The organism is Streptomyces sp. NPDC058092 (assembly GCF_042884935.1).
Classification (GTDB): Bacteria; Actinomycetota; Actinomycetes; order Streptomycetales; family Streptomycetaceae; genus Streptomyces.
In genome coordinates, this window is record NZ_JBHVSY010000036.1 from 46,966 (window position 1) to 68,266 (window position 21,301).

Here is a 21,301-nt window from a genome sequence, read left to right on the forward strand (position 1 = left end):
CGAACCTCAACCGGGTGCACGACACTTCGAACGCGCCCGCTTCGGGCTTGCAGATGCCGGCTCGTGCGAGTAGACGATGTCGTCCACCAGATTCGAAAGCCGTACACCTTCTCCTCGCGTTCCCGGGCATCGACGAAGCTGTTGCTCAGGATGCCGAGCCTGCAGCGGGGAGGCGAGGGTTCGTACGTGGTCGATCAGCTCTTCGTTGGGGCTGCCGAGGTACTCGCCCCAGAGCGAGGGCCATACCGGCGGGCCCCTGCGGGCGCCGGGTGAACGAGGCGATCGCGAGAGTGGCGAGGATGCCGACCAGCAGTCCCCCGCCGACAGCCAGCGACATGGAGACCGCGGTGTCGAACGGGGTCTCCCTGTTGAAGTGGGACGGTACGCCGCGCCACGCCTGCAGCGTGATGCCGCCGACCTCCAGCACGCAGTCTGCGACGAACAGCCCGAGCAGCACGGCCCGGACCCGGTTCCCGAGCCGCACGTACGAGGACACCCAGGTCACCGCGGCGAGCGTCAGGCCGAAGGAGAACCCGAAGCCTGCGCCAGGACACCGGGCCCTCCCAGGGACCGTCGTCGGCGGCGAGGACGACGAGGTGGAACAGCCCGGAGCCGACGAGCACCGCTCCCGTCACATAACAGTGTGCTTCGACGGGGCGCAGCCGACGCCACTCGGCAATGAGGGGCGGCTGCCCGGCGCTCGCGGGCCCGGGCACGGCCGTCTCCACTGCGGACTGGTTCTCCGTGGCCCGAAGCATCCCCGGTCCGCCGCGGCGGACGTCGTACCGGCGGAGGCGGTCGTCCTACGCCGCGCGGAGTACCGGCGGTGCCGTCCGGCGGACCACGACCGCCCGTAGCGTACGGGGCATGCCCCGGCCGGACACGAGTCGGCCGGTCCGGGCAGCCGGCCCGGGCAGAAGGGGCCGAACGGCCCTGCCGTACGGCTCGTGCGCGCATCAGTCTGGGACACGTACCGCTGGAATCTGGAGGGAATCATGACCACAGCCGATCGTCCCGTGATCGCAGCCGTCGACGGCTCGTCGCACAGCAGCGAGGCACTCGACTGGGCCGCGCGCGAAGCCGTCCGCCGGGGGCTCGCGCTGGTGATCGTGCACGCCCGGACGCCGACCCGGCCCGCCGTCCGGGAGACGCAGCAGCGCGGGGCGGAGGAGCTGCTCACCCGGTCCGTACGGAGGGTGTGCGAGATCGCTCCGGATCTGCACCCGACGACGCTCGCACCGCTGGACTTCCCCGCGGCAGCGCTCACCGCGCTCAGCCGCGACGCGTCGCTGGTGGTTGTCGGCTCGCGCGGTCTGGGCGGTTTCCGGTCCCTGATGCTCGGCTCCAACAGCCTGGCGACCGCCTCGATGGCCAAGTGCCCCGTGGTCGTCATCCACAGCGGACCGTCGGAAGAGGACGAGGGGGAGGCGGCGGAGGCCTACCCCGACATCGTCGCGGGCGTGGCCGCCGACGAGAGCAGTGAAGCGGTGCTGGACTTCGCCTTCGCGACGGCCGCGTCCCGGCCGGGTGCGCGGCTGCGGATCGTGCACGGCTGGACGATGTTCTCCTCGATGCTGTCCGGCGGTCCCGTCTTCGACCGGGACGCGGCGGCGGGCGCGGCCGCGCGCACCCTCGCCGAACTCACCGCGGGCCGGCAGGAGAGGTACCCGCAGGTCGAGGTCGTCAGGGAACCGGTCGGCGGCTCCGCCGCACGCACCCTGGTCACGGCCTCGGCGACCGCGGCGCTGACCGTGATCGGGCGGCGCAAGGGCGGTGAGTCCCTCGGGCTCGGGCTCTCCCCCGTCGCACAGACCACGCTCACGCACGCGCTCGGCCCGGTGGCCGTGGTGCCTTGCTGACAGCGGAGCCGACCCGCCCGTGCGTGCACGCCCCCTTGGCCTCGCACTCCAGCGGGCGGACACTGACCCGATGACGCAGCGCGTGGATCTCTCGACCGTGATGGACCAGCTGTCCATCGATGCAGTGATCACCGGCTATGCGAGGGCGGTGGACGACGGCGCATGGGCGGACTACCGGGCCCTGTTCACCGCGGACGGCCGCGCCGACTACCGCAGCGCGGGCGGCATCGAAGGGCCCGCCACCGAGGTCGCCCAGTGGCTTGCGGAGACCATGCGGCTCTTCCCCGTACGCCAGCATCTGATCGTCAACCGCCGGCTCGACATCCAGGATCTGGGCGGCTACCCGGGCGACCGCGCCGAGGTGCGGGCCGACTACCTGAACCCGATGCGGCTGGAGGGCACGACGGGCAGCGAGGGCGGTTCCGGGACGGGGGCGGGCGCGCCGAATTTCGTCTCCGGCGGGCGGTACGCCTTCACCCTGTCGCGTACGGGGAGCGGCTGGGGGATCCGTACCGTGACCGTCGACGAGAAGTGGCGCGGCACAGCGGGCTCGCACGTCGCGGGCTGAACCCGCCCACCGGGTGCTTCCGCTCGCCGGCTCCGGGGAAGAGCTGCGCAACGGGAGCCCAGGGGCGACACTGCTGATCAGGGAGGCGCGGCATGCGGATTCCGGCGGGTCGGCCCGAGCGGTGGCAGCGGATTCTGCGGTCCGGAGGGTGGCGCGGCTGCATCGCTCTGCTCGCCGGTGCGCTGCCCGCGCTCGCGTTCCCCGCCCCTTCCCTGTGGTGGCTCGCCTACGTCGCTCTGGTGCCGTGGCTGCTGCTGATCCGGTCCGCCGGTACGAGGCGCCGGGCGGCGCTCGACGGCTGGCTCGGCGGGATGGGCTATCTGCTCGCCGTGCATCACTGGCTGATGCCGAGTCTCCATGTGTTCATCGTGATCCTGGCGGCCCTGCTCGGTCTGCTGTGGGCGCCGTGGGGGCTGCTGGTCTTCCGGACTCTGCACGGGCGGGTGCGCGTCGCATCCGCGGCGGCCGCGGTCGTGGTGGTGCCGTGCGGCTGGCTGATGATCGAGCTGGCCCGCTCCTGGGAGGGGCTCGGCGGTCCCTGGGGGCTGCTCGGCGCAAGCCAGTGGGAGGTGGCTCCGGCGCTCCGTGTGGCATCGGTCGGCGGGGTGTGGCTGGTGAGTCTTCTCGTGGTCGCTGTGAACACCGTCGTCGTCCTGCTGTTCGTGAGCGCGGCCGCCCGGACGGTCGCCGCCGTCTCCGTCGTGACGTGCGCCCTGGCGGTGGGGGCGATGGTCCGGTGGGCGCCGCGGCCGGAGCCGTCGGGCGTGGCCAGGGTCGCCGTCGTGCAGCCGGGTGTGCTCGCGGGTCCCCACAGCGTCGAGCGACGGCTCGCCGTCAGTGAGCGGCTGACCGGATCGCTGGCGGGACGCGGTCTCGATCTGGTGGTGTGGGGCGAGAGCAGTGTCGGGGTGGATCTCTCCCAACACCCGGACATCACCGCCCGGATCGCGGCCCTGTCGCGTCGGGTGGGCGCGGATGTGCTGGTCAACATGGACGCCCGGCAGACCGACGCATCGGGTCGGACGGGGATCTTCAAGTCCGCGGTGCTGGTGGGTCCGCACGGGCTGACGGGAGAGCGGTACGACAAGATGCGCCTGGTGCCGTTCGGGGAGTACGTCCCGGCCCGTTCGGTGCTCGGGTGGGCCACGTCCGTGGGCAAGGCGGCGGGCCAGGACCGGCTGCGCGGCACCCACCCGGTCACGATGTGGATCCCCGGAGCCGATGGCGGGAAGGGGCTGCGTGTCGGGCCGCTGATCTGCTTCGAGTCCGCGTTCCCGGACATGAGCCGGCGGCTGACCCGGGACGGCACGCAAATCCTGATCGCCCAGTCCTCGACCGCGACGTTCCAGCACAGCTGGGCTCCCGAACAGCACGCCTCGCTCGGGGCGCTGCGGGCCGCCGAGAACGGCCGCCCGATGGTGCATGCCACGCTCACCGGCGTCAGTGCGGTGTACGGCCCGCAGGGCGCTCGGATCGGTGCCCCGCTCGGTACACATACGAGTGGGGCCGCGGTGTTCGACGTACCGCTGGCGTCCGGTACCACCCTCTATGTGCGGCTGGGCGACTGGCCGGTGCACGGGGCGTGGGCGGTGCTGGCCGTGTTCTTCGCGTGCGAGGGCGTGCGGATGCTCAGGAGGCGGGACGGGGGCGGGCCGGGCGGTGCGAGGGATGCGGAGGCTCCGGTGGTCGGCTCACGCGACGGGCCCGCGGTGTGAGCCCGGGTGGGGAGGGGGGCGGCCGCCCGACTATCCCGGGCCGTTCACGGAGATGATGTGCCCCTGGGCGTCGACGGTGAGCGAGACCCGCTCGACCTTGTTGATCACGGCCAGCACCAGCCACACCGCGCCCCAGAGAAAGCAGGTGAACACCATCAGGAGGGCGTGCAGCACATGGTTGAGCGGCCGGCCCCGGACCATGACGACCTGTGTCTCGGACCGCGACTCCACACGCCAGCCGCTCGCGATCCGCTGATTGACCGCCCAGTCGAGGATCAGACCGCGCTGCATGGCGTCGGGCGGTCGCCCGTCGGCCGAGTAGTAGCCGGGCGGCGGCTGGAGGGCTCCCCAGCCCTTTGGCTCGTCGTGGGGCCTCACGAGGTCACCTCCACGGGCCGGTGGTCCATTTCCTCAGCCTGCACCGGAGCGGGTCCCGACGCATCCCGGAGCACAAAGCCCAGGAGAGTGCTGAAGGTCCTGGCCGGGCCCGACCTTCAGCACCCTCCTGCCTAGGCGCAGTCCAGGTCGCGCAGGACGCGCTCGCACAGCTCGTGCGTCTGCAGGGCGTCCCTGGCGCTCAGTACCTTTCCTGCCCGTACGGCGTCCAGGAACGACAGCACGCTCTGCTCGATGCCGCGCTGACGGGCCACCGGAACCCAGTCGCCGCGCCGGCGTACGCTCGGCTGGCCCTTGTGATCGATCACCTCGGCGAGGTTCACGACCTCGCGCTTGGAGTCCTGGCCGGAGACCTCCAGCCGTTCCTCGGCCGAGCCGCTGAGCCGGTTCATCAGGCCGATCGCGGTGAATCCGTCACCGGACAGCTGCAGCACGACGTGGTGCATCAGACCGTCACGGATCCTGGCCTGTACGACGGTGTGCTCGATCGGCCCCGGGGCGAGGAAGCGCAGGGTGTCGACGACATGGATGAAGTCGTCGAGCACCATGGTGCGTGGTTCCTCGGGCAGGCCGACCCGGTTCTTCTGCATGAGGATCAGCTCGCGCGGGTGCTCGGCGCACTGCGCGTATCCGGGCGCGAGCCTGCGGTTGAATCCGACGGCGAGGCTCGCCCCGCGCTCCTCGGCCAGGCTCACCAGCCTCGCGGAATCGGCGAGTTCATAGGCCAGCGGCTTGTCGACGTAGGTGGCGACGCCCGCGTCCAGCAGCCGCCCCACGATCTCCGGATGTACGGCGGTGGGCGCGTGGACGAACGCGGCGTCCAGGCCCTCGGAGAGCAGCGATCCGAGGTCGGTGTGGCACTGTCCGGACGGGATCCGGTGGGCCTCGGCGACCGCCGTCAGGGTGGCGGGGGTGCGGGTCTGCAGATGCAGTTCGACCCCGGGCAGGGTGGTCAGAACCGGCAGATACGCCTTCTGCGCGATGTCGCCGAGCCCGATGCAGCCGACCTTCACGGGGGTCTCCCTCTCACTGATTCGGCGCCGGCCGGCGCGGAGTTCACCGGGTGAGGGTGCCCGTCGGGCTGTTCGAGCCGATGTCTACCGCGGTGGCCGGTGCGCGTCCTTCGTCCGGGCAGCATACGGGTGCCCCGGCGGCCGCCAGTCCGCGATGTCGTCGAAGGTGCGCAGGACGAGAGCGGGCCCGAGCCGCGAGACGACGGCAATCAGGGCGTCGCGCAGCAATACGGCCGGGGCGCCGGTCCGGCGCATCAGCCGGGAGGCCTTTGCCGCCTGGCGGACGATGGCCGTTGTGCGGGGCAGCCGGTCGGCGGTGTACGCGGCCAGGCCCGCGCCGAGGTCCCGGTCCGGCGTCACGTGGTGGGCGAGCACGATGGCGTCCTCGACCGCCTGGTTGCCGCCCTGGCCGAGGCTGGGGGCCATGGCATGCGCGGAGTCGCCGACGAGGACGGTGCGGCCCCGGTGGAAGGAGGGCAGGGGGTCGTTCAGGTGGTGCACGTCGTTACGGAGCACCTGGCCGGGCTCGGCGGCGGCGATGACGGAGGGAATCGGGTCGTGCCAGCTGCCGAACCGGCGCATCAGCTCCGCCTTCTCGTCGTCGGCGGCATGAGTTCCGACGGGGGCGACGGCGGCCGCGTAGGCGTAGATCCGGCCGTCCTTGAGCGGCTGCGTGCCCCAGAGCGCGCCGCGCCCCCAGGTCTCGTGCGGGGCGAAGGGCCGCCCGCACGCGGGGACGACGAGGCGCCAGGTGGTGAATCCGGCGTACGAGGGCCCGGGGTGGGCCGGGAAGAGGACGCCGCGTACGCCGGACCTGATGCCGTCGGCACCGATCACGAGATCGGCTTCGATGGTCCCGGACATCGTCCGCACCACGGCACGCGCACCGCCCACGACGCCCGGGTCCAGCAGTTCCGCGGCGGCACCGGTGCGGACGGTGGAGTCGGGGAGCCGGGCCACGAGGCGGTCGACGAAGGTGGCCCGGTGCAGCAGGACGATCGGGCCGCCGAACCGCTCGGTCGCGGCGGCGCTGTTCGTACGGGAGAGCCGGCGGCCGCCCGGGGTGCGCATGCCGCCCGCGCCCTGCCAGGCGGCGAGGGACCTGATCTCGTCGCCGAGACCGATGACGTCCAGGGCGCGCTGGGAGTTGGGGGTCAGGGCGATACCGGCGCCGACGGGTTCCAGGGAAGCGGCGCGCTAAAGAACGGTGACCCGCCAACCGCTCCTGTGCAGGGCCACCGCCGTGGTGAGGCCTCCGATTCCGCTGCCGATGACGACGGCGTGGGGATGGTCCATCGCTCCTCCTCGAATCCTCGAAACTACACCCGTAGTGACCTATTCACCGCATTACGGGCGTAGTACCGCAAATAGGTTGGCCCCATGGTCACACGCACCACCGGCACCTCCCGGGCCGATCTCATTACCGATGCCGCCCTCGCGCTCCTCGCCGAACGCGGAATGCGCGGGCTGACCCACGCGCGGGGGACAAGCGCGCCGGGCTCCCCCAGGGGTCGACGTCCAATTGCGCACGCACCCGGCAGTCCCTGCTGGAGGCGACGGTGCGACGGCTGGCGGATCTCGAGGCACGGGTGCTCGCCCCGGGTGAACTTCCGGTTCCGGACGCCGCGCAGGCACACGGCCCGGAGGCGCTGGCCGCCGGTCTCGCGCCGGCCCTGCACCGGTATCTCACCCGCCGTCCCGAACTGCTCGTCTGCCGCTACGAGCTCGCCCTGGAGGCCACCCGCCGCCCCGAGCTGCGGGAGTTCTTCGACGCGACGGGCCGGCAGTTCCGCGAACCGCTGATGGCGCTGATGACGGCGGCCGGATCGGCCGAGTCCGAGCGGCACACCCTGTCCCTGGTGGCCTGGTGCGAGGGGCTGATGTTCTCGTGCGCCGCGGGGTCGTACCACCGCTCCGTACCGACGGAGGAGGAACTGCGTACCGGCTTCACCGAACTGCTGCGCGGGATGCTGGGATCCGCTGGGGCGTTGCGCTGACCGGCGTCACTCGTGCGGGCCAATTCCGGCTTCCCGGCTCACTGAAAGCCATTTCCGCACAGCAGAGTTGATCAGGTGCAACGAACCAGAATCACCGCGAAGCTCCTGGTCGGCGTGGCGGTCACGACGCTGTCCGGCTGTGTGTCCGTGACCCCGCAGCCGGATGTTCCGCCACGGCCCCGGAACAGCAGCCCCGCCCGGTACCTGGCGCCGCAGATCGCGCGGCCACCGGTCCACGACAGTCTGGAAGCCGTACCGCTCCCCGCGCCGTCCGCCGCCGCGTCCACCCCGGCGGGCGCACCGCCGGACACCGGCCGCGCCGCGGCCCGCGCACCGCGGCAATGGAACCATCCCGGGGCGGTCCAGCCCCGGCCGCGTCACGCCCCGCCCGCCGTGACCGCCACCGTCCCGGCCCCGCCGGCCCCCGTCACCGGAACGGACATCTGCGCACTGGGACGGGGGTACGGACACTGGCCGGCGGGCAGCCCGCAGTCCCGGATCTGCGAGAACACCTACGGCCACTGAACCCGGCGCGGCAGACACAAGCGGTCGTCCGGCACCGGCAAAGCAACGACTGAACCCGGCACGGCAGACACAAGCCGGTCCGATACCGGAACGCCACTCTCCCGGTGCCGGGAGAGTGAGCGGTGGCCCGGCCGCCACGGCCGGCCCACCGCTCACATCTCCCGCAGCCTCAGCTCCAGCCGCACGATCGCCGCCCGGACCCCTCCCCCGTAGCCGTCGTCCGACCCGTCCTCCGCGAGCACGCCGGAGGCGGCGTGCGCGCGGTCAAGGTGGATCCGGGCCGCCTCGGGACGCTGGAGCTTCACATAGTCCGCCGCGAGATTGAGATGGAGCGAGGGATAGAACGCCCGCACCGCGAGCGCGTCGGAGTGCTGCGTCGCCCGCTCGTCGGTCAAGCTGTCAGCCGCGGTCAACGCCCGTAGGTCCCAGGCCAGTTCATCACCGGGGTCGTCCTGGGTGTCGGCCATGTAGTGGGCGAGGGTGCACCGGTGCAGGGCGTCACCGTCCGCGCCGATCTCCGACCAGAGGTCGCCGAAGCGATTGCGGGCCTCCTCCCGGTCACCGCCGTGCAGGAGCATGATGGCCTGGCCGATCCTGGTCATGACGGCGTCCTTCGACGCCTCCCGCTGCTCCGTCACTGCGGCCTCCCTGTCCCTGTCCACTCGTTCCCGACCGACCGTTCCCGATCGACGCTAGCCGCAGCCGCGGCCAATCCCGCTGAGGCTCGGGCGGGCGTCCGGGCCTGTCCACCGGGCGCCCGCCACCGGCCCCGGCCCGGACCGCGGCGTCAGCCCAGGTCGGGAATACGCCAGTCGATGGCCTCGTGCCCCTGCGCCGCCACCGCCTCGTTGATCTGTGTGAACGGACGGGAGCCGAAGAACTTCTTGGCGGAGAGCGGTGAAGGGTGCGCGCCCTTCACCACCGCGTGGCGCTCCTCGTCGATCAGCGGGAGCTTCTTCTGGGCGTAGTTGCCCCAGAGCACGAAGACCGCCGGATCGGGCCGCGAGGCGACCGCGCGGATCACCGCGTCGGTGAACTTCTCCCAGCCCTTGCCCTTGTGCGAGTTGGCCTCGCCCGCGCGCACCGTCAGCACGGCGTTGAGCAGCAGGACGCCCTGCTGGGCCCACGGCATCAGATACCCGTTGTCCGGGACGGGCAGACCGAGCTCGTCGTTCATCTCCTTGTAGATGTTCCGCAGGGAGGGCGGCGTCTTCACACCCGGCCGCACGGAGAAGCACAGGCCGTGTCCCTGTCCCTCTCCGTGGTACGGGTCCTGGCCCAGGACGAGGACCTTCACCTTGTCGTAGGGCGTGGCCTCCAGGGCGGCGAACACCTGGTCGCGCGGCGGATAGACCGGCCCCTTGGCCCGCTCCTCCTCGACGAACTCGGTGAGCTCCTTGAAGTAGGGCTTCTGCAGCTCTTCGCCGAGGACGCCGCGCCAGGACTCGGGCAGCAGGTCGGTGTCGGTCACGTCAACAACCTCCGGTAGGTAATACGTTCTTCACCCGAGAACCTACCGGGGGCCACTGACAACGGACCTCGCGAGCCCGGCCAGGGCCTACCAGCTGGCCTTGCGGTACAGCTCCCACATCTGCATGACCGTCTGCGGGTCCAGGGCGCGCTCGCCGCCGCCGATGTCCTCGCCCGACGCGACGTACAGCTTGCCCTGCCACAGCGGCAGCAGCCGTACGTCGTCGACCATGATCCGCTGGGCCCGTTCGAACTGCTTACCGACCGCGCCCCGGTCGCTCTCCTCGCGGGTCTGGGGCAGCACCTGGTCCGTGATCTCACGCTTCATGTAGGGCATCCCGGTGATGCTGTCCTTGCCCACGAAGGGGGCGATGAAGTTGTCCGGGTCCGGGAAGTCCGGGAACCAGCCGCGGCCGAAGGCGGGGTACTGGCCCTTGGTGAATCCCTCCTGGAACTCCTTCCAGGAAGGCGTGCTCTTCAGCGTGATCCGGAACAGTCCGGAGGCTTCCAGCTGACGCTTCAGCTCGTCGAATTCGGGGACCGTGGAGGAGCCGTACCGGTCGGTCGTGAACCAGAACGTCATGGCGACAGGTTTGGTGATGCCCGCCCTGGTGAGGATCTGCTTCGCCTGGTCCTCATCGGGGTCGCCGTAGACGTCGAAGAAGCTGGTGGTGTGTCCGGCGATGCCCTTGGGGACCGTGGAGTACAGCGGCTCGGCCGTGCCCTGGTAGACCTTGGCGACCAGGGCGTCACGGTCCACCAGCTGGGCGATGGCCCGCCGTACGGCCACGTTCCCGGCGGCCGGATCCTTGGGGTTGAAGACCAGGAACCGGATGTCCGCGCCGGTGGTCTCCACAATCTGCAGATCGCTGTTCTTGTCCGTGTTGTCTTCCAGATTGACGACCTCCTCGGCGGTGAGGCCGCGGTAGATCGCGTCTATCTCGTTCTTCTTCAACGCGCTGACCACGGGGGCGGATTCCTTGAAGTAACGGATGGTCACAGCGTCGTTCTTACGGTTGGCGAAGCCCTTGTAGTCCGGGTTCTTCACCAGTTCGGCCCGGTTCCCCGGCTTGTACACATCCAGGAGGTAGGGGCCGGATCCGGTGACCTCCCCGTCGTTGCGGATCTTGTGCTTCGCATAGTCGCCGGGCGCCACCATCGACATCGCGGGCGTGGCGAGAATGAAGGGGAACGTGGCGTCGGGCTTGTTGAGATGGAAGACGACCATGTCGTCACCCTTGGTCTCGACCCGGTCCAGCGAGCCGAGCATGCCCGCGGGGCCGCCCTTGACTTTGATGGCCGAGATCCGGTCGATGGAGTACTTCACGGCCTCGGCGTCGAGTTTGTCGCCATTGGAGAACTTCAGGCCCTTGCGGAGTTTGCACCGATAGGCCGTGCTGGTCGTGTCGGTGAACTTGCACCATTCCGCGGCATCGGGCTCGGGGCTGGTGCTGCCGGTGGGGAAACTCACCAGGGTCTGGAAGACATTCCGCATCAATTCCCAGGAGTTGTCCCACGCCGCCGCCGGATCGAGGGTGGAGGGCTCACTGGTCGTACCGACGACTATCTTCTGCTCCACATTCGAGCCGCTGTCGGAAAGAAATCCGCAGCCGGCCAGCAGGGAAAGGGAAGCAAGGACTGCAGCGGCCTGCAAACTGGCCCGGTAGAACACGTGAACGCTCCTCGATCAGCCATGGGTCGGCAGACCATACCGCAGTGCCCCGTCGGGTCAATCCACAGGCCCGACAGGGCACTTGAGCCAATAAGGCCCAAACCCGCTCAGGCTGTTCTCAGCCCACGCCCGCATTGAGGAAGATCCCGCCGTCGACCACCAGGGTCTGTCCCGTGATCCAGTCGCTCTGGTTCGACGTGAGGAACGCGGCGGCGCCGCCGATGTCCTCGGGGACTCCCAGCCGGCCGAGCGGATAGGCCGCGGCGGCCTCGGCCTCACGGCCCTCGTACAGCGCCCGGGCGAACTTCGTCTTCACCACCGCGGGGGCGATCGCGTTGACCCGGACGACCGGTGCGAACTCGTGCGCCAGCTGGAGGGTCAGGTTGACCATGGCGGCCTTGCTCATGCCGTACGCGCCGACGAACGGCGAGGCGGAGATTCCGGCGATCGAGGCGATGTTGACGATCGCCCCGCCGTTCTCCTTCTGCCAGGCCTTCCAGGTCTGCTGGGCGAAACCGAGCGCCGAGATCACATTCGTCTCGAAGACCTTGCGGGCGACGTCGAGGTCGAGCTCCGCGATCGGGCCGAAGACCGGATTCGTACCGGCGTTGTTGACCAGGAAGTCGACCCGGCCGAACGCCTCCATGGTGCGCTCGACCGCCGCCGCCCGGTGCGCCTCGTCGTGCGCCTTGCCCGCCACACCGATCGCCCGGTCGGAGCCGAGCCGCTCGACGGCCTCCTTGAGAGCGTCCTCACCGCGCCCGGTGATGCACACCCGGTCGCCGCGGGCCACGAGCGCCTCGGCGATGCCGTAGCCGATGCCCCGGCTCGCGCCCGTGATCAGCGCGACCTTCCCGCTGTCCTGCACAGTCATGATGTCCATAACCCTTCGGGTCAGTTGAGCGGTCCGCCGGCGACGTACATGACCTGGCCGGAGACGAAGCCGGCCTCGTCGCCCGTGAAGAAGGCGATGGCGTTGGCGATGTCCTCGGGCCGGCCGACGCGCTGCACCGGGATCTGGGTGGCGGCGGCGGCCTGGAACTCCTCGAAGCCCATGCCGATCCGGGCCGCGGTCTGCGCGGTCATCTCGGTGACGATGAAGCCGGGGGCGACGGCGTTGGCGGTGATGCCGAACTTGCCGAGCTCCTTGGCGAGGGTCTTGGTGAAGCCCTGCAGCCCGGCCTTGACGGCGGAGTAGTTGGCCTGGCCGCGGTTGCCGAGCGCCGAGGACGAGGAGAGCGAGACGATACGGCCGAACTTGGCGTCCACCATGTGCTTCTGGACGGCCTTGGCCATCAGGAACGCGCCCTTGAGGTGCACGTTCATCACGGTGTCCCAGTCGGACTCGGTCATCTTGAAGAGCAGGTTGTCGCGGAGCACGCCCGCGTTGTTGACGAGGATCGTCGGGGCGCCGAGCTCGGCGGCGACCCGCGCGACCGCGGCTTCCACCTGGGCGCTGTCCGACACATCGCAGCCGACGGCGAGTGCGGTCCCCCCGGCGGCGGCGATCTTCTCGACGGTGTCCTTGCAGGCCGCCTCGTCGAGGTCGAGTACGGCGACCGCGCGGCCCTCGGCCGCCAGGCGTACCGCGGTGGCGGCGCCAATGCCCCGCGCCGCTCCGGTCACGATGGCAACGCGCTGCTCGGTGGTGGACATGCTTGGTTCTCCTCGCCCTTGGATCGCGGCTCAGCGGACGTCGGGGCGCTCCCGGCACGAAACCTTCGCGTGCACGGAACCTCCCCGATAACTGAGCAACCGCTTAGTACCTTCAGCAGACGAGACGCTAGAAGCCCTGGCACCCGGTGTCAACGGCCCACGGCCGCAGGGGCGCATGTCACACCCGGCGGCGCCGCTGCCACGGTGGTCACGGGCGGCGCCGCGGGGACGGAGAATCAGCGCACCAGCAGGTCGAGCAGCCGTTCGACCTCGGCTTCCGGGTCATTCGTGAGGCCGCTGTGCACGGGGCTCGGCTGGACAACGGTGGAGCGCGGGGCGATCAGCCAGCGGAAGCGGCGGCCCGCGTCGTCGTGGGCCGCCTGGCCCGCGTCCGTACCGCCGCGGCAGACACCCTCGACGGCGCGCAGAGCGGCCCGTACACCGACCACGTCGGCGGTCGGGTCCAGGGCCTTCAACTTGGTCTCGTCGAGATGGGTACGGGCGGCGACGAAACCCCGCGCGCGGCAGTAGACGACCACGCCCGCGTTGAAGAACTCGCCGCGCTGCACCCGCGGCACCACGCGCAGCAGCGCGTACTCGAAGACATCGCGCTCGCTCACCGCTGGCCGTCCTTGTCGTTCTTCTTCTTGGTGGGGTGGGGCCACGGGGTGAGGTGCTCGGTGAGCCAGCCGGGGGCCTGGGACGGCTTGGGCTCGGTGGGGCCCTCCAGCGTGATCCGCTCATGAATCGTCGCGGCGCGCGGCAGCAGCGCCTCCACATAGGCGCGGCGCAGCTCGTCCGTGGAGTCGAAGCCGGGCTCGTCCACCAGCCATTCGTCGGGGACGTCGGCCGCGACCTCGGTGAGCAGTTCCTCGGTGACCAGGGGGGCGAGTTCGGCGGCCGCCGCCGCGATATCGGGGGCGAACGGGGCGAGCGCGTGGTCCGAGGCGTTGTACGGCTTGGCCTCGGACGTCTGCGCGCTGGGCCAGTTGTGATGCCAGATCATGGTGGCGCCGTGGTCGATGAGCCACAGGTCGCCGTGCCAGATCAGCATGTTCGGGTTGCGCCAGGACCGGTCGACGTTGTTGATCAGCGCATCGAACCAGACGACACGGCCGGCTTCCCGGGAGTCCACCTGATAGGCAAGCGAGTCGAAGCCGATCGAGCCGGGCAGGAAGTCCATCCCGAGATTGAGCCCGCCACTGGCCTTCAGGAGTTCCTGCACCTCCTGGTCGGGCTCGGCGAGCCCGATGACCGGGTCGAGCTGAATCTGTACGAGGTCGGGGACGCGAAGACCGAGCCTGCGGCCGAGCTGTCCGCAGATGACTTCCGCCACCAGAGTCTTGCGGCCCTGTCCGGCGCCGGTGAATTTCATGACATAGGTGCCGAGGTCGTCGGCCTCAACGATCCCGGGCAGCGATCCGCCCTCCCGCAAGGGCGTGACATAGCGGGTCGCGATGACTTCGGTGAGCATTTCCCCAGGCTATACGGCTCAGATCCCTGGAGATCCACGGACCGAGGTCAGGGGCGTACAGCCTGGGGAATCACCCCGATCAGCCCTGGGGAGAATCTGGGGAGTTTTGGCCGGCGACCCGCTTTCCGACGAAACCGTCGATCACAGCCCGGCCCCGGTTCCCGGCCTCCGGCATGAAGTGCGCGTAGTAACCGAGCGTAATCGTCGGCGATGAGTGCCCCAACCGCTGGGCCAGGGTGACGACAGACTCGCCTGCCTCCAACATGATCGAGGCATAGGTGTGTCGCAGCACGTGGAAACCGTCCTTTGGAGCTGCAGCCCACTGCCAGGGCTTGGCTCCCTCGGGCCGCTGGGGGATGACCTCAGCCTTGGCCAGAGCAGGCTTCCACGTATAGGTGTTCCATGTATTGACCGCGATGGCGTTGCCAAATCGCGTGGTGAGCAGCAACGAGAACTTTTCCGTCGGCCTGTCCTCCCCTGGCCGCCCCCAGGGAAGCTCAACCGCCACGGGCGGGAAATCCCTCACATGCCTTTTCAGCTCTTCAGCCACGGACGGCGGCATGTCGACGACACGGACCTTCCGAGACTTCGGGAGCGCGTAGTACAACTTCCCGTCGATCGTCTGAGTCTGCCTACGAACGTGGAGGACACCACGTGCGTAGTCAATATCATCAGGACTCAGCCCGAAGACCTCCCCTTGTCAGAGGCCACACCCCAGGCCAAGGACAACGGCGATCCTGTTCCGCTCATTGATGACATCACGTACTCGGAGCGCAGTCTCCAACGACCACGCCTCCCTGCGCCCCTTCGATGCCTTCGGCCACTGCACCGACTTCGCACGCATCGGATTTCGAGCGATCCGCTTGTCATCAACAGCTGTCTCCAGGATCCCTGACAGCTCGCCCCAGATGCCACGCACATAGTCGACCGACCTCACGGAGCTGCCAAGCTTCGCTATGTATACACGCAGTTCCGCCGGCGTTACCTGCTTCAGCTGGAGCTGTCCCAGATGCGGAACGATGTGGAGACGCACCCGACGCTCGTGCCCCTGCTGAGTTTTCGGGGCGCCCGCCTTCCCAGGCGCCCAGTATTTCGCGATGTAATCGGCTAGCGTGATGGTTCCGTCACGAGGGTCCACGAACTCGCCGCGCTCTTCATCCGTCGCCGACCGACGGAGCCACGCCTTGGCGTCCTCGACCGTAGCGAATGATCTGTCACGGATCCCTGGGATGCCAGCGACCTTGTATCGCATCCCTTTCCCGTACCGGGCAGTACGCTCTCTCTTGCCCGTTACTGGGTCCTTCTTCTTCTTGATCCAACGGTCTTCTATGTAGCCGGCCAAGCCGCACTCTCCAATGTGGGTCGATTACAGATCAGCGGCGAACCATCAAGTGCTAGTTGCAGAGCGGACGCGTCGCTGCGCACCTACTTCGATTGGGCTCAATTCCGGGTTGGAGCGGGAATCCGACTGCTCCTGCATGCGCACCCAGGCGTCAAGCGTCACCAGCCTGTACATGACCCGGCCACGGACTCCCATCCGAAAGTTTGGCGGCCCCTGGCGACGGTGCCGCCAGACGTACAGGGTGTGAGGGGATATCCCGAGGTAGTCGGCCGCTTCCCGCACATTCAGGAAAGCTCTGATACTCGCTCCGGATGCGGCAGCCACTGGATCGGAGTTGGCCCCGTGCAGGGAGGATGGCATCTTGGCACCTCGGGATCGCGAAGACGGTTGAAGGACACATTGATTACGCGCATTGCGGGATAGGTGAGAACTCGCCCACCTGGCTCCACTACCAAACGCAGCCCAATGCGAACTCAATGGTCTCGACGATCGCCGGTTTGGCTAACCGGCGATCATGGCTTATGTTGCGCGCCGCATCAGATGAATCCGACAGCTTCTCGGGCTGGCCGCGTTCAGGCAGCCAGCCGGTATGAGCGCAGGGCTGGGGTCGCGCCGTCCGTAACGAGCACCAGCAGACCGTCCTCAGTGCGGCGGTCAAGATTCCGCACCACGACACGCTCGGGGGCCTCAATGGCAGCGGCCACCTGCCGAGTTGCAGCTCCGGGGTGCGCCGCAATGTGCGCGAGGACGGCCCTGTCACGGCGGTAGCCGCGTTGCAACAGGTCCTCGCCGAACAGGCCGGCCGGCAGACGCACAGCCCGGTGGACACGGCGCCGTAGTCCCCCCGCCGCCTGGCCGGACCAAGCATTCAGTGCGCCGAGCCCAAAGAGGGCGGGTGAAGCGAAGCGGGCGGATCCAATAGCGGAATCCGACAGACGAGCCTCCTAAATAGGGACCTTGCCAGCAAGGCAGCCTGGTGTGGTGCGGGGTTGCGAATCAGTCGCAGCCCTGACCACACCGGAGTAACTGCATCGTCTGACCCGGTGTTTTCCGGGACGTTGTACGTTGACATGGTCCCGGCGGAGGTTTCCAGTCTTTTGGAGTTCTTTTCTGTCTGCCGTGGGCGAATGCCCGCCGACGGCCCTGCGTGGAGTCCTCCCGTCGCGGACCTATTGAGACGAAAGGAATGCGCCGGCGCCTGCACCGCGAAGTCGTTGCACAATCTCGTCGGTAAGGCCCTGGTCATTCCCGACCGGGTGGACGCACTCGGCCGTAACCGCCCTGCCACCTGCCGGGTCGAATACGGCAGCGGCGATGTGTACCTGCGGGTGGCGGTGTGGGCGGCGTGGCCCGAGCAGACGGTGCGGCATCCGGTGTGCCTTGGCCGGCTGGGTAGACACCTCACAGTGGTAAGCAGTCAAGTCGCCTGGTGCTGTGTTCGAGTCAAGGGTTTGTTGCGTGGGTGTCCTGGCAGCGTAAGAATGTGCGGGCATGAGCGATCTCGACCCCGTCACCCAGGCAACCCTGCGTTCGGCAGGCTGGTTTCCTGGGCGCCGTGTGGACACCAGCCTCTGGCGTGTGAGCTTCGCGGAGGCCGAGCTGGTGATGCACCCGGCCGCAGAAGAGTTCTTGGCGGAGTTCGGTGGTCTGCAGGTCGGGTCGCGGGGTGCCGGGATCACGCGTGCTCGCGAGGCGTTCGACCTGGACCCCATGAACCTCTGGTGCAGTGAGGAGGACCGCTTCGCAGCCTGGAACGAGGCCAGAGGGGTCATGGTCTTCCCTGTTGGTGAGCTCGACCACGGCCATGCTCTTCTCGGAATCGACGAACACGGGGAGCTCTATTCAGTCCAGCCCTTTCGCCTGGCCACTTTCGGGCGGCTTCCGGCAGGTTTGGACGGCCTCGTTCTCGGGGTCATGCCTCACAAGGTTGCCTGACTTCGGCGTTCACCGGCCGTCCAGCGGATCCGTCAGGCCGCAACGGTCAACGCTGTGGGGAAGGCGACACGTTCGTCGAACAGCCGGCGGGCTTTGAGGCAGTGGTAGAGCTGGCCGAGCAGCCGGTTGAAGAGATCGCGCTGGGCGGCGGCGTGCCAGTCGGAGTGCTCGTCGCGTCGGCGCCGGTAGTGGGCTTTGGCTCCCATGGAGGCCGTCAGGGACGCGAAAGCCCAGAGATATCCCGCATGGTTGAGACGGTCGTTCTTCACCCAGCGCCGGGTGATGCTCGACTTCTTCCCCGAGGCCCGGGTGATGGGTGAGGCGCCGGCGTAGGCCTTCAGGCCACGGGCGTCGGCGAACCGGGTGCGATCGTCTCCGATCTCGGCCAGCACACGGGCACCGAGCTGGGTGCCGGGGCCGGGAAAGCTGAGGATGATTTCCGCGTCAGGATGCTGCGAGAAGACTTCCTCCACCGACTGGGCGAGTTCGTCCGCGGCGGTGCAGGCGGCCGTGAGCTGGCCCAGGAGAGCGAGCATTTGCCTGCCCAGCGCGTCCTCGACCAGGGGCGGCTGGTGGGCCCAGTCCTGGCGGAAGGCCTCGCGGAGCCGCTCGGCTTCGGCCTCGATGCCGCGCTTACGGCCGGCTCGTTTGAGTGCGGCGGTGATCTGCGGGCGCGTCAGGCGAGCGGCCCTGGTCGGCGTGGGGACCAGCTTGAGGAGCTCGCGGGACTCCGGGCGGCACACGACCGTTGTCCCACTTGGCGCAAGCCGCTAACGCGGCGGGGTAGTACTCGCGCAGCAGGGAGCGGAGCTGGTTGGCGAGCTGCTGTCGATTCCAGACGGCGTCCTGTTGGGCCCGGGCCAGGACCGCGATGGCGCGGGCCAGGTCGCTGTCGTCAGGTAGGGGCCGGTGGGCGTGCATGTCGGTGCGGAGGATGTTCACCAGGACGAGGGCGTCGCCGGGGTCGGACTTCTTGCGGGAGACGGCGTGCCGGTCGCGGTATCGGGCGGCGGCCATCGGGTTGATGGCGAACACCGGCCGCTTCCCGGTCCGCAGCACGGCGACGAGCAGGCCGCGGCTGGTCTCGATCGCGACGGGGATCGGGTTCTCTTCGGTGTCTCCGACTCGGCGAGCACGTCCAGCAGGATCTTGTAGCCGGCCGCGTCATCGGTGATGTGCCGCTTGGCCAGGAGCTGGCCGCTGTCGTCGACGAGGGCGACGTCGTGCGTCTTCTCCGCCCAGTCGATTCCGCAGTAGATCAAGATGTTCCCTCCCCAGGGGTACGGATATGTTTGCGCTGGTCACGAGCGCATGCGGGCCACGCAGCGGCCTAATTCCAGGCCTCGGCCGCCAGGGCCGGGCCGCCACCTCACTAGCCGTTCGTGGCACCAGCGCACCCCGCGGGCCTCGGTCTATGCGGGAGCTCGGACGGCTCGGGCGTATCAAGAGGTCACCGTGGGACGGGCTCGCACCACCACTCCAACGAGTGATCAAGGCGATCGGTGGTGACGGCTCCGGGAAAACCGGACGTCGCCGCTCTATGTGTAGGCATCGGCTGCCCGGGGCACCCAAGGCATCCATCCAGCACTCACGAGCCGTCACCACCGCGGCGCGGCCGTCCACACGGTCTACCCAGAGGCCTCACGGGCCAGGGTCGCAGCAGGCGTAACGGACCTCACCACTCGAACACTGCCGTGAAGCCACCCGGCACCACTGCGGTCCTTACGAAGGAATTAGGGTCGCGGTACCCGAGCAGGAGAGGTAGTCGCATGGCCAACGAGATTGTGATCGCGCAGACGACCAGCGACGACGAGGATCAGGCGAAGGCGCTGGCCTGGGGCGCGGTCGAGAGCAAGCTGGCAGCGGGCGTCCACATCGATGCGCCGATCACAGCCTTCTACTGGTGGAAGTAGAATGTCGAGACGGCGTAGGAGTGGCGGATCTCGTAAATGACTTCGACGGACCGTCTCCCTGCGCTGGAGGCGTGGTTGCACGAGAAGCCCCCGTATGACGTCCCCCAGTGGATCACGCCGCCTGTGACCGGCGGGCCGGAGGCGTACCTGTCCTGGGTTGTCGAGGAGACGGCATAGGACTGAGGAGCGACGGGCCGGCCGTACGACGGCGTTCGCGTCCGGAGCGTGTCGGACGATCGGTTCACCGCCCACCTCCCGGGCCACACCGGTCGGGTTCTCATGGCCGCGTTCCTCGATGGCCCAGACCACCTGGCGTCGGCCGCGGCTGACGGCACCGTACGCCTCTGGTCGTCGACCGAACAGCGCCAGCTCGCCGAAGTACGCGTCGACGCCCCGCTGCACTGCGCGGCCTACGACCCAACCACCGGACACGTGGTCGTAGGCAGCGCGGCCGGCACCGTCCATCCCCCCACTGAACCACGCGAAGGAAGCCCGCACACCATGACGCAGCCCGCCCCCGCCCCAGTCGTTGTCAGCAACGTCGCAGGCTCCTTCGCCTGGGGTGTCCTGCACGACCGACACCCCACTCTGATCGAGCGCGTCCGCCAGGCCACCCACTACCCCCTCGAACAGCAGCGTGCCCTGGACACCCTCCTGCAGGAGATCGCCGAGGACGGCGTGATTCTCCCCCTGCCTGACACCGAGCCCGGAGCGGACCAGTGGCAGGAGTGGGGCAAGGAGCACATCGGCAGCCGCTGGGGGGACGTCCCGTTCCTCTGGGCGGAGAGCTACTTCTACCGCAAACTCCTGGCCGCCCTCGGCTACTTCGCCCCCGGCCCGTGGCAGGGGATCGACCCCTTCGCCCCGTTCAAGAACGCCGAACTCGCGGGCCCAACGGTGGAGGCCGAACTGGCCGCCCTCGACCAACGCCCCCAGATCCCGGCAGTCGAACAGGACTGCACTCTCCTCCACGCCTCCCTCTGGGGCAACCGCGCCGACCTCGGCTTCGCCGTCTCCGCGGGCGACGCCGGCCTTGGCCACCGTGTCACTGACCTCGTCGCCGACAACTCCGCCGTCCTCTGGGAAGCCCTGTCCGCCAGCCCGCCCGGCAAGGTCTGTCTCGTGGCCGACAACGCCGGCCCCGAGCTCCTTCCGGACCTGGTCCTCGCCGACCACCTGCTCCACACCGACCGCGCCGCGTGCGTCGTTCTGCACCTCAAGCCGTACCCGTACTACGTCTCCGACGCCACGGCCACCGACACTCTGGCCTGCCTCCACCGCCTGACCACGGCCCCCGGCTACGCCTCCGAGATCGGCAAGCGCCTGCAGCAGGCCCTCACCACCGGCCGCCTCACCCTGCGCGCCCACCCTTTCTCCTGCGCCCCGTTCCCCTACGCCGACATGCCCGCCGACCTCCACGAGGACTTCGCCACCGCCACCCTGACGATCATGAAGGGCGACCTGAACTACCGCCGCCTCGTCGGCGACCAACACTGGTCGGCCACCACCCCGTTCACCGACGTCACGTCATACTTCCCCGGTCCGGTCGCAGCTCTACGCACACTGAAGTCGGACGTCATCACCGGCCTGGCGCCGCAAACCTTGCACGAGCTGGAAGTTACCGGGCCCCAGTGGCGCACGAGCGGCACGCACGCCCTGATCCAGGTCACTTGAAGTTCCCCCTCTGAAGTGGACAGCCTGATACTGGGACGGATTGGTCCCGGAGGAAGCAGTCCAGGTTGAGTGGCAAGAGCAACATGAGCAAG

At 69.1% G+C, this 21,301-nt stretch carries 18 protein-coding genes and 5 pseudogenes; 8 read left to right on the forward strand and 15 right to left on the reverse strand.

Annotated features, from left to right (window positions below; all coding sequences use genetic code 11):
- Positions 1-229: 229 nt before the first annotated feature.
- Positions 230-758: pseudogene (locus ACFVV1_RS37210) on the reverse strand (hypothetical protein); the annotation flags it as partial.
- A gap of 237 nt (positions 759-995) precedes the next feature.
- On the opposite strand from ACFVV1_RS37210, the gene ACFVV1_RS37215 reads away from it, so the two are divergent.
- The 3 genes from ACFVV1_RS37215 (at position 996) to lnt (ending at position 4,142) form a co-directional block, all read left to right on the forward strand.
- Positions 996-1,859, forward strand: a complete 864-nt coding sequence (locus ACFVV1_RS37215; RefSeq protein WP_389998992.1) for a universal stress protein — start codon at positions 996-998, stop codon at positions 1,857-1,859.
- A gap of 70 nt (positions 1,860-1,929) precedes the next feature.
- Positions 1,930-2,427 (forward strand): nuclear transport factor 2 family protein, encoded by a 498-nt coding sequence (locus tag ACFVV1_RS37220; protein ID WP_389998995.1) that lies wholly within the window; start codon positions 1,930-1,932, stop codon positions 2,425-2,427.
- Positions 2,428-2,519: 92 nt separating this feature from the next.
- A complete protein-coding gene (lnt, locus tag ACFVV1_RS37225) occupies positions 2,520-4,142 on the forward strand; it encodes an apolipoprotein N-acyltransferase (RefSeq protein WP_389998998.1) in 1,623 nt (540 codons plus the stop codon).
- 30 nt (positions 4,143-4,172) lie between these two features.
- Here lnt and ACFVV1_RS37230 read toward each other — a convergent pair whose 3' ends face one another.
- The 3 genes and pseudogenes from ACFVV1_RS37230 to ACFVV1_RS37240 form a co-directional block, all read right to left on the reverse strand.
- Entirely contained in the window at positions 4,173-4,520 is a 348-nt protein-coding gene (locus ACFVV1_RS37230) for a hypothetical protein (protein WP_389999001.1), read from the reverse strand.
- Between the two features lie 131 nt (positions 4,521-4,651).
- Positions 4,652-5,551, reverse strand: a complete 900-nt coding sequence (locus ACFVV1_RS37235) for a Gfo/Idh/MocA family protein (protein ID WP_389999004.1) — start codon at positions 5,549-5,551, stop codon at positions 4,652-4,654.
- Between the two features lie 84 nt (positions 5,552-5,635).
- Positions 5,636-6,847: pseudogene (locus ACFVV1_RS37240) on the reverse strand (FAD-dependent monooxygenase).
- A gap of 84 nt (positions 6,848-6,931) precedes the next feature.
- Here ACFVV1_RS37240 and ACFVV1_RS37245 point away from each other — a divergent pair.
- A pseudogene (locus ACFVV1_RS37245) lies at positions 6,932-7,548 on the forward strand (TetR/AcrR family transcriptional regulator).
- A gap of 75 nt (positions 7,549-7,623) precedes the next feature.
- Positions 7,624-8,073 carry a hypothetical protein gene (locus ACFVV1_RS37250; protein ID WP_389999007.1) on the forward strand — a complete coding sequence of 150 codons (450 nt, stop codon included), beginning with the start codon at positions 7,624-7,626 and terminating at the stop codon, positions 8,071-8,073.
- A 152-nt stretch (positions 8,074-8,225) separates the two neighbouring features.
- On the opposite strand, the gene ACFVV1_RS37255 is transcribed toward ACFVV1_RS37250, so the two are convergent.
- From ACFVV1_RS37255 to ACFVV1_RS37300, 10 genes are all read right to left on the reverse strand, one after another.
- The gene (locus ACFVV1_RS37255) at positions 8,226-8,711 is read right to left on the reverse strand and encodes a hypothetical protein (RefSeq protein WP_389999010.1); all 486 of its coding nucleotides are present in this window, start codon (positions 8,709-8,711) and stop codon (positions 8,226-8,228) included.
- Positions 8,712-8,860: 149 nt separating this feature from the next.
- Positions 8,861-9,544 (reverse strand): uracil-DNA glycosylase, encoded by a 684-nt coding sequence (locus ACFVV1_RS37260; RefSeq protein ID WP_383762080.1) that lies wholly within the window; start codon positions 9,542-9,544, stop codon positions 8,861-8,863.
- Positions 9,545-9,631: 87 nt separating this feature from the next.
- A complete protein-coding gene (locus ACFVV1_RS37265; RefSeq protein ID WP_389999014.1) occupies positions 9,632-11,215 on the reverse strand; it encodes an ABC transporter substrate-binding protein in 1,584 nt (527 codons plus the stop codon).
- Between the two features lie 118 nt (positions 11,216-11,333).
- Positions 11,334-12,089 carry an SDR family oxidoreductase gene (locus tag ACFVV1_RS37270; RefSeq protein ID WP_389999017.1) on the reverse strand — a complete coding sequence of 252 codons (756 nt, stop codon included), beginning with the start codon at positions 12,087-12,089 and terminating at the stop codon, positions 11,334-11,336.
- A 20-nt stretch (positions 12,090-12,109) separates the two neighbouring features.
- Positions 12,110-12,871: a 3-oxoacyl-ACP reductase FabG gene (gene fabG, locus ACFVV1_RS37275; protein ID WP_389999020.1), complete on the reverse strand. Its 762-nt coding sequence runs from the start codon at positions 12,869-12,871 to the stop codon at positions 12,110-12,112.
- Positions 12,872-13,107: 236 nt separating this feature from the next.
- On the reverse strand, positions 13,108-13,491 hold the full coding sequence (locus ACFVV1_RS37280) for a DUF3037 domain-containing protein (protein ID WP_389999023.1): 384 nt from the start codon (positions 13,489-13,491) through the stop codon (positions 13,108-13,110).
- Positions 13,488-14,345, reverse strand: a complete 858-nt coding sequence (locus ACFVV1_RS37285; protein WP_389999025.1) for a HipA family kinase — start codon at positions 14,343-14,345, stop codon at positions 13,488-13,490. Before ACFVV1_RS37285 ends, ACFVV1_RS37280 begins: the two co-directional genes overlap by 4 nt.
- A gap of 79 nt (positions 14,346-14,424) precedes the next feature.
- The gene (locus tag ACFVV1_RS37290) at positions 14,425-14,895 is read right to left on the reverse strand and encodes a tyrosine-type recombinase/integrase (RefSeq protein ID WP_389999028.1); all 471 of its coding nucleotides are present in this window, start codon (positions 14,893-14,895) and stop codon (positions 14,425-14,427) included.
- Between the two features lie 150 nt (positions 14,896-15,045).
- Complete coding sequence (locus tag ACFVV1_RS37295; RefSeq protein ID WP_389999031.1) at positions 15,046-15,687, reverse strand: hypothetical protein; 642 nt, start codon at positions 15,685-15,687, stop codon at positions 15,046-15,048.
- 45 nt (positions 15,688-15,732) lie between these two features.
- Positions 15,733-16,047 carry a helix-turn-helix domain-containing protein gene (locus ACFVV1_RS37300; protein ID WP_389999034.1) on the reverse strand — a complete coding sequence of 105 codons (315 nt, stop codon included), beginning with the start codon at positions 16,045-16,047 and terminating at the stop codon, positions 15,733-15,735.
- Positions 16,048-17,178: 1,131 nt separating this feature from the next.
- Between ACFVV1_RS37300 and ACFVV1_RS37305 the strand changes: the two genes are divergently transcribed.
- The gene (locus ACFVV1_RS37305) at positions 17,179-17,622 is read left to right on the forward strand and encodes an SUKH-3 domain-containing protein (protein WP_389999037.1); all 444 of its coding nucleotides are present in this window, start codon (positions 17,179-17,181) and stop codon (positions 17,620-17,622) included.
- Between the two features lie 32 nt (positions 17,623-17,654).
- On the opposite strand, the pseudogene ACFVV1_RS37310 reads toward ACFVV1_RS37305, so the two are convergent.
- Positions 17,655-18,884, reverse strand: a pseudogene (locus ACFVV1_RS37310) (IS110 family transposase).
- 507 nt (positions 18,885-19,391) lie between these two features.
- Here ACFVV1_RS37310 and cutA point away from each other — a divergent pair.
- Both cutA and ACFVV1_RS37320 read left to right on the forward strand, forming a co-directional pair.
- A pseudogene (gene cutA, locus ACFVV1_RS37315) lies at positions 19,392-19,712 on the forward strand (divalent-cation tolerance protein CutA).
- Between the two features lie 48 nt (positions 19,713-19,760).
- Positions 19,761-21,209, forward strand: a complete 1,449-nt coding sequence (locus ACFVV1_RS37320; protein WP_389999040.1) for an ARMT1-like domain-containing protein — start codon at positions 19,761-19,763, stop codon at positions 21,207-21,209.
- Positions 21,210-21,301: the final 92 nt, after the last annotated feature.